The 8,329-nt window shown below is 48.3% G+C and carries 6 protein-coding genes; 4 read left to right on the top strand and 2 right to left on the bottom strand.

Annotation, left to right across the window (positions count from 1 at the left end):
* Both tssM and tagF read left to right on the top strand, forming a co-directional pair.
* A partial coding sequence (tssM, locus tag VIN66_RS00985) for a type VI secretion system membrane subunit TssM (protein ID WP_331922256.1) occupies positions 1-2,219 on the top strand: 2,219 nt, incomplete at its 5' end.
* Between the two features lie 7 nt (positions 2,220-2,226).
* Complete coding sequence (gene tagF, locus VIN66_RS00980) at positions 2,227-2,907, top strand: type VI secretion system-associated protein TagF (RefSeq protein WP_331922255.1); 681 nt, start codon at positions 2,227-2,229, stop codon at positions 2,905-2,907.
* A 37-nt stretch (positions 2,908-2,944) separates the two neighbouring features.
* Here tagF and VIN66_RS00975 read toward each other — a convergent pair whose 3' ends face one another.
* Together VIN66_RS00975 and VIN66_RS00970 are read right to left on the bottom strand one after the other, a co-directional pair.
* On the bottom strand, positions 2,945-4,048 hold the full coding sequence (locus VIN66_RS00975) for a hypothetical protein (protein ID WP_331922254.1): 1,104 nt from the start codon (positions 4,046-4,048) through the stop codon (positions 2,945-2,947).
* Between the two features lie 197 nt (positions 4,049-4,245).
* Positions 4,246-5,031, bottom strand: coding sequence for a PP2C family protein-serine/threonine phosphatase (locus tag VIN66_RS00970; RefSeq protein ID WP_331922253.1), 786 nt, complete (start codon positions 5,029-5,031; stop codon positions 4,246-4,248).
* A gap of 193 nt (positions 5,032-5,224) precedes the next feature.
* On the opposite strand from VIN66_RS00970, the gene VIN66_RS00965 reads away from it, so the two are divergent.
* Both VIN66_RS00965 and VIN66_RS00960 read left to right on the top strand, forming a co-directional pair.
* Complete coding sequence (locus VIN66_RS00965) at positions 5,225-7,162, top strand: protein kinase domain-containing protein (protein ID WP_331922252.1); 1,938 nt, start codon at positions 5,225-5,227, stop codon at positions 7,160-7,162.
* Positions 7,163-7,173: 11 nt separating this feature from the next.
* On the top strand, positions 7,174-8,160 hold the full coding sequence (locus tag VIN66_RS00960; RefSeq protein ID WP_331922251.1) for a polysaccharide deacetylase family protein: 987 nt from the start codon (positions 7,174-7,176) through the stop codon (positions 8,158-8,160).
* Positions 8,161-8,329 lie beyond the last annotated feature (169 nt).

The raw sequence follows: 8,329 nt of genomic DNA, 5'->3' as shown, positions 1-8,329 counted from the left end.
AGCGCAGTTATTTTATTAAGGATTTACTGCAACAGGTGGTGTTTGCTGAAGCTGATCGCTTTGGCACGCTGGCAGGTTATGAACGCCGCAAAAAACGGCTTAAACAATGTTCGCTGGCGTTTTTTGCCGTCGCGTCACTGCTGGTTTGCGCCAGTTTGTTCAGCAGTTTTAATAACAATGTGCAGTACCTTGCCCAGGCAAACGCAGCGGTCACGCAGTGGCAGCAACAGTTCAACAGCCTCAACATTCAGCCTGGTAACAGCGAGTCACTGCACAGGCAACTTCCGGCGTTAAACGATTTTCTGACCAAGATAAACGGCTTGCAAGATGTGCAACAGCGCCATTTTTCAGGATTGGGTTTAAATCAGGCTAATGCCGTAACCCGGTCACTGAATGCCAGTTACCAGCGCTTACTGAAAACAGTGCTGGTGCCTTATATACAACAACAACTGGAAGGCCTGCTCAACGCAGGTAATGCTCCACTAGTGCAATACCAGGCACTAAAAAGCTACCTGATGCTGGCAGATGACGGTAACTTACGTAAAAATCGCTACATCAAACAATTTTTAGCCCAGAACCTGAACAACGACAAACGCTTTTCTGCTGCTGAGTACAACCAATTGCTGGCACATATGCAAAGCATGGTCGATAGCGGTATGAGCTTTGATGCAGTAAATGATAACCTGATCACACAAGCCCGGCAGATTTTACGCGCACAACCGCTTGGCGAAATATACTATCGTGAACTGAAAGACAGGCTTAACAGCAACCCGGCCAGTTATCTTTCAATGGCACAGCTGGCAGGTTCTGACTGGCGTAATACCTTCACCACCACGCTGGATGAAATACAAACCATCCCCGCGATGTTTACCCCTGCTCAATTTGACAGCATTATCGGCAAAGGCATCAGCCAACATCTGGACAGCCTCGCTGATGAAGCCTGGGTACTGGGCACTGAAAACGTCATAGACCTTAATGCCACCAGCAAACAATTACGAAATTTATACCTGCAGGACTACGCCAATAGCTGGCGCAAACTGCTCGATAGCCTATCGATTAGATCAACCGGCGACGCTGCAACATTAACCAGTCAGTTGCAGCAAATCGGCCAATCCGATTCAGCATTATTTGTGCTTCTCAATTCAGCCGCTAAAGCCACAGAATTAGTCAGTACCCCCGCCGATAGCGGACTGGCCTTTACACAAGCGAATGAGCAGGTAAATTCAGCCCGACAATTGCTGGACGGGCTGAATGATGAAAAGCGCTTCGTCACATCGCGCTTTAGCAAGTTACACGAAGCGATGGCCGCACAGCGGCAGGCAGCACTGCAACAACAGCTTGAACGATTAGTGCAGGACATACTGGTCAGCATTAATTTCCAGCTACAAAACAACCCAACCAATGCCAAGCCTGAGTCACTGAATGCGTTACAGGGCTTTGGCTATTCACAAATTTCGCCGCTAAACCGCTGGGTAGAAGAGCTGGTCAGAAACATCAACCGCTCACAAAACCTGTTACAAAAACAGCAATGGAACGCGTTGTGGCAAAATCAGATACTGCCGTCATGCAATAACATTGTGACACAGAAATACCCGTTCCAACGCAGCTCGCAAATTGATGCCAGTATTAATGACCTGAGCCAGCTATTTGCAGCTAATGGCACGGTGTTTGGCTTTTTCCAACAACATTTTGCCGCTCTGGTTAACACCCAGACATCGCCGTGGCAATGGCGGGGAAATAGTCAAAGTGAATATCAGTTTGATGCTCAGGTATTGCCGTTCTTTGAATCCGCTATGCGCATGCAGCAGGCGTTATTTAAACCAAACGGTACTGAAACCCACGCCCGGTTTACGCTTACGCCGGTTTATCTGGACCCACGTCTGGCACGGCTGCGCATCAGTATTTATGGCAGCACCATTAACTATCAATTTGGTCGCCCGACACCGACAGCTATCAGCTGGCCGCCCGCCAGCGAGTCGGCCAGCAGCATTACCTTTGTCAGGCGGGATGGCAGTGAAATGGCGGCCAGTCAACAAGGCCTGTTTTCTCTGGCTCGTATGATTGACGCCGGCCAGGCTGAACGCAGCTCTGCCACTAAAGTGACCGTAACCTTTAGCCAAAACGACTATAAAGCCATCTACGAGGTATCTGGCGCCGGGCAAACCGATCCGCTGGTATTTAACCAACTCTCGTCATTTCAATGCCTGAAAGGCTTGTAGGTGTACAATGAAAGTAGGATTTTTTGGCAAACTTCCCAGCTATGGCGACTTTGTTCAGCGCAATGTCTCACCAGAGCTGACTGAGCGCTGGGATAACTGGTTAATGCAGTCTATTGATACATCGCAAAGCCAGTTAAAAGACAATTGGCGCGAGCTGTACTTTACCAGCCCGGTATGGCGTTTTACCGTGCAGCAGGGTGTTATCAGCAGTACCACAGTCTCGGGGTTGATGATGCCAAGCGTGGATGCCAGCGGCAGAAACTACCCTTTTTTCGTTTTTTGTGAGTTAAGTGGCGCGCACGATGTACTGAGTATATCGGCACAGCTGGAGCCTTTGCACCTACAGGCGGAAGAACTGATTATCGAATTGCTCAATAAAGTACGCCCCAATCTGGATGATGTGGCGGTGTTATTAAGCCAGCACTACGCCAAATTCAAACCCGCGCCACCGTTAACTCCGGCTGGCGAAGCGCCGCAGTTACAAACGGATTTATTTAAACACAGCAGTGTAAAGCCGGTATCAGTCAGCGATATCCATCAAGCGTTTTGTAGCCACTTACTGGCCCGGCAGCAGCTTGCCATCTCCATCTGGGCACATTCAGCCAGTGAACATTTTGACCACCTGCAACGCTATTTTAACGGTATGCCACCTGTTGATGCTTTTGCGTCATTGCTGTACGGCAGTTAGGCCTGAATAACTGCCGACTTTACCGGTCGTTATTCCGCTAAACGGGAACCCTTGCCGGCTTTGCGATTTCCTGGGCAGCCGGTAAATTGCGTAGTATTCCGTTCGCCTGAATCGCATCCATGGCTTTAAACCACTTGTCAGGTGCATTGAAAGGATCACTTACTGCCACATTTCTTAAGTCGACAGCATGCTGCAGCATAAGACGAGTCAACGCAGCATTTAGCTCTTCGGGCCGCGCTTTATAGTGGCCGGTTTTATTGGTAACTCCCACCACCTTACCGCTATTAATAGCGATTTCGCCTCCAGCCATAACCGCTGCGCCGGAAAAAAAACTGGAATGATGAAAGCGGTTGATACGGTGTGAGCCCACATAAAAGTTACCATAAAAATCAACCATATAAATACCCCACCCCGCACCTGAGGACGAAGACACCAGGTTACCGCTATGAAACAGATCACCATTAGAGTCCCGGGCCATACCTCCGGCAAAGTGCAGCTTATAAGCTTGCCTGCCCTGTTCATCAAGGTATTGCACGCCTTCCTGAGCCAAACCAGCAAGCGAGCTGTCTCCATCCTCTCCCGCCCATTGGCGTACGGTATCCATCCAGGTATTTAACGTCAGTTGAGAGCCGGAATCGAGCCAGTTTTTCACTGTATCCTTGCCTAAATGCCGTGAGTTGGCTCTTTCATAGCGATATTCATTATCTAATGTTCGCCCTACCGCTTTACCATTCAGGTTTGCTTTATCGTAAAAAGCCTCAAACTCTAAACGATTCTCATAATTTTCCAGCGCCTGTTCTTTGTGCACCCCCAAAAAGTGCGTAGCGACAGCATCAATTCTTCGATCTAAGTTAGCTTTGAGCTCCTTAATGATTGTTCTTTCGCGATTAGAGTAGGGGTCTTTAAAAAGATGTGTAACATTAAGCAAAGCATTACATTTCTTCCTTACATCCCGCAGACGGGCAATTGCATCCTTCGAAAGGAAAAACCGATATAACTCTGCCCTTTTTAATGCGTTATAAATATCATCGATAGAAGGATCACTTCGTTTAAGTGTTCCATAAACGCCGGTGCGGCCAAGCTTGTACTTGAAGTAATAAGCCGAAGGGATGCCATTAACTACTTTTTTATTCACGTCCATTAAGATTTTCCTCTGCGTAATAAGCACCCCGCCATGCGAAACCAGCGCAGTATCGCACTGCCTGGCTTTACATGACTGGCAAAGACAACTGCTATTACTTACGGAAAGCGGCAACAAATAGTTGCACAAAGAACAGGTTAACTTAGTTGCTTTTTTGCCGTTGCAGCAATAAAGCAACTAAGTCGCATCGCACTTAACTAACCTTGAAAATTTAATGGCAGGGTCGAGTCCAGCGGCAGTGTTTGGTACATCTCATGCCCGACAGTGCCGGGATTATGCACGGCAATAACAGTAACATTGTCCCTGGCGCCACGGCTTAAAGCTTTGCTGATAAGCTCGCCGGCAATGCCTTCTGGCGCAGTGTGTAACATCAGGTATTCCAGCTCAGGGTCATTTAACGCTTTATTTAACCCATCGCTGCACAGTAAAAAGCGGTCGCTTGGCAACAGGTCAAAGCTTTTGCATTCAAGCTCCAGGTCAAGCTTTGCCCCTACTGCCCGGGTAATCACATTGGCTTTGGGGTGGCTTTCCGCTTCTTCCGGTTTAATCAGGCCAGCGTCTATCATATCTTCAACCTGACTGTGATCGCGGGTTAGCCGCTGCAGCCGTTTATTGCGTAACCGATATACCCGGCTGTCACCGGCCCAAATGCAATGCGCCTGCGTTTTAGTAAGCAACAAAATAACTACCGTACTGCCCACAATCGCGCCTTTTTCGCCGGAAATAGCGACCAACTTACGATTAGCAACTTTAACACATGCAACAATGTCTTTTACCGTCAGTTCGTGATGGCTGCGCTGCACTAGATTAGCCAGTTCCTGGGTGATTAACTGGCTGGCCAAATCACCACGCGCATGGCCACCCATGCCATCGGCAACACACCAGACTAAGGCACTGGCATCCGCAAAAAAACCGTCTTCATTGACCTTTCTGACATGGCCAATATCGGTCTTGGCAACAGACGCCCAGGGAGATTTTTGCATATTAACTTCAAACTCATTTATCAACGCTATTAATTAGATTACGCATTATTTTCGTCAATGTGCAACATTTTTAACGCTGTTTGCGTACATGGTTTCAGAGTTAAAAACCAGATTACGCCACTGCATCATTGCCACGCCGGAATAACATTTTCATGCGCTGAGCGGGCAATAATGTAGCTAAAAAGGGACCAAGATGTCTGACAGTATGTTGAACAAAAAAATCGGCCGGTACGAGCTACAGGAAGTGATTGGCGAAGGGGCAATGGCTACGGTTTACCGCGCTTACGACCCGGAAATTAATCGCTCTGTCGCCTGTAAAATTCTGAAAAAAGAATACTGTGTCGACAAAGAATACACCTCCCGTTTTTTGCGTGAAAGTAAAGCCGCGGGAGCGCTGTCACACGCATCCATCGTCACCATCCATGATGTCGGTGAAGTCGATGGCTCACCCTACATCATGATGGAACTGATTCAGGGGCAGGACTTGGGTGAAGTGCTGAAAGTGCGTCACAAGCTAAGCGTTACCGAAACCTTGCTTATCGCGCTTAACCTGGCCAAAGCGCTTGACTACGCTCACGCTGAAAACATTGTTCACCGCGATATCAAACCAGACAATATTATTTTGCTATCAGACGGCCAGTCAGTAAAAGTGGCCGATTTTGGTATTGCAAGGTTAAGTGAAAGCGACGAAGCGCAAAAAACACAGATTGGCTCAGTACTGGGCACGCCAAGATATATGTCGCCGGAACAAGCACTGGGTAAAGACATTGATGGCCGTTCAGATTTGTTTTCCGTTGGTACCATCATGTATGAAATGCTCAGTGGCCGGAAAACTTTTGATGCCAACAATATGGGCACGCTGATGATGCAAATTGCCCAGCAGCAGCCTGAACCGCTGAAAAAGATCAACGCTGACATTCCCGCCGGTGTGCGCCAAATCGTAAACAAGTTACTGCAGAAATCGCCGGACAAGCGCTTTCAAACCGGTGCTGAACTTGTTCAGGCAATAAAACATGAACTACACGCATTAAAAGAGCAGCAGGAAGAGCAAACTAAACATAAATACATGCCGCTGCGTTATAAATGGACCTTCATTGCGTCGGCGATTGTAACCGCAGTACTGCTGCTGTGTATGAACATTATGTTTGGCATGCAATCTTCAGCCATGACAAAACAGGCGGTCGATTCCGGCGAGTCGCTGGCCAAGTTTATTGCTACCGAAACCGCCGTTCCACTACTTAGCGAAGATTGGATCACACTGGAAACGCTGGTGAATGATGCCTCCAACCGCGAAACATTCAGCTATTTAATCGTCGCTGACCGCAGCGGCATTATTCGTGCGGCGACCGACAACACCCTGGTTGGACAACCCTACCAAGCCAACGCGAACGCCGAGCCGGTCAACCAGAGCGAACACACCCATACCACCAGTTCCAGTGAAAGCGATGGCATGGGCATGTTTAATATCGAAACCCTGGTGTTATTCCAGAATATTGAAGTGGGTAAAATCATTTTAGGCATTTCCCAGACCAGTTTAGACCAGGTAAAAAGCGTTACCGGCTGGCTCATGGTATTACTCGGCCTTATTACCGTGTCATGTGTGTCGGTGGTAATGTTTATTTTTGCCAGCCAGATTGCCAAACCGTTAAAAACCGTTGGCAAAGCCATGATCAAGCTGGAAAAAGGTGATTTTGACTCACGTATATCACTGCAACGTAATGACGAGATAGGTAAGTTGTTTGAGGCATTTAACAACATGGCCTCTGCTATACAAGCCCGTTACACCCGGGTATCAGATGAACTTGCGCTATCGGGTATTTCGATTGCAACGGCTCAGCCGGGGGCAGTTAATAACTCAGCGGTTTCAGACAATACCATGCTGGAAAGCAGTGCCACCAGCCACTTATCCGATACGCCGGTTGAAGAGCTAACGGTGCTAACCCTAAGCCAGATCACCACGCGCAGCATTGAAGAAAATGACGATGGCACTGTGATGATAAGCAGCCAAATCACAGCAAATCAGTCAGAGCAGGATACCCAAACACCCGCGACGGAGCCTACAGATAAAGACACGTCAGATGTAGGATCTGGCAAAGACCCAGCCCAAAAAGCGCCAGCCGAAAAAGCATGATACCCGTGCGCATGAATCTGTTTTATAGCGCCTTACTGCTTACGGCATTAACACTGGTTGGCTGCTCCAGCAGTGGTGAGCGCCATAGCGTGATAACACGCAACAACCAGTTTGTCGTCGTCAAAACCGACAGCAAGGACACTTATGCGTCGCTGGCAAAAAAGTTTATCGGCAATGAAGCCTATGCGTCGGTGATTGCCCGCTATAACCCGGATTTATCGCAGGCCGGATATGTCGCTATTCCGCTATCCGCTGTTAATCCCAGTGCGGTGTACACGTCGGGCTATCAACAAATTCCGGTATTGTGTTACCACCAGTTCACCACTGCCAGCCACAGCAATAACAGAATGGTGATAACGCAGAACGAGTTTGAGCAACAAATGCGTTATTTGCGCGAACATGGCTATCAAATTCTGACCTTACAGCAGCTATATCGCTTTGTTCAGGGCCAGCAGGAGGCGCCCGACAAGGCGGTAGTGATCACCGTTGATGATGGTTATCGCAGTTACCTTGACGTAGCAGTGCCGATTTTGCGCAAGTATGACATTCCGTCGACCATTTTTGTTTATCCTGATTTTATTGGTGCACCACTGGCACTGAGCTGGGACAACATAAAGATGCTCACGCAGGACCCGCTCATCGACGTGCAGTCTCATTCTAAAACACATGCCAATTTAGCGTTTAACGCCAAAGCTGAAAATACCAAGCAATATCAGGCTCGCTTACAGCAGGAGGTGTTGACGGCGGCAGAGAAAATTGAGCGTATAACCGGCGAAAACAGCATTCATTATTTTGCCTACCCCTATGGCAATACCAGTCAGGAGTTAATGGTTCTACTCGAACAACACAATTATCAGCTTGGTTTCACCGTAGAGCGCGGCAGTGCATCAACTTTCTCAGATCGATTTTTAATTAACCGCACCATGATTTATGGCGGCGACAGCCTGAGTAAGTTTGTCCGCGCCCTGAATACCTTTGAGCGGGTGGATTTAAAGTGAGAAATACCGCGCTTATTGTTCTGACATTTGCCCTCAGCGCCTGTGTTAGCACCGGCGACGGGCTGTCGTTTAAGTCGGCCCCCGCTAAAGACCCAAGGTACAGCTATGCCATGCAGTTAGAACAACAACAGCAATGGGCAGAGGCTTTAGTGCAGTGGCGCATTCTGGC

It is taken from the genome of Rheinheimera sp., from assembly GCF_036568245.1.
Taxonomy (GTDB): domain Bacteria; phylum Pseudomonadota; class Gammaproteobacteria; order Enterobacterales; family Alteromonadaceae; genus Alishewanella.
The sequence above is the reverse complement of the archived record's forward strand: the minus strand, read 5'-3'. Positions and strand labels throughout refer to the sequence as shown.

What these genes read in the sequence shown, in the direction of transcription:
- tagF (WP_331922255.1), top strand. Translation starts at nt 2,227, where the DNA reads ATGAAAGTAGGATTTTTTGGCAAACTTCCCAGCTATGGCGACTTTGTT.
- VIN66_RS00975 (WP_331922254.1), bottom strand. Translation starts at nt 4,048, where the DNA reads ATGGACGTGAATAAAAAAGTAGTTAATGGCATCCCTTCGGCTTATTAC.
- VIN66_RS00970 (WP_331922253.1), bottom strand. Translation starts at nt 5,031, where the DNA reads ATGCAAAAATCTCCCTGGGCGTCTGTTGCCAAGACCGATATTGGCCAT.
- VIN66_RS00965 (WP_331922252.1), top strand. Translation starts at nt 5,225, where the DNA reads ATGTCTGACAGTATGTTGAACAAAAAAATCGGCCGGTACGAGCTACAG.
- VIN66_RS00960 (WP_331922251.1), top strand. Translation starts at nt 7,174, where the DNA reads ATGAATCTGTTTTATAGCGCCTTACTGCTTACGGCATTAACACTGGTT.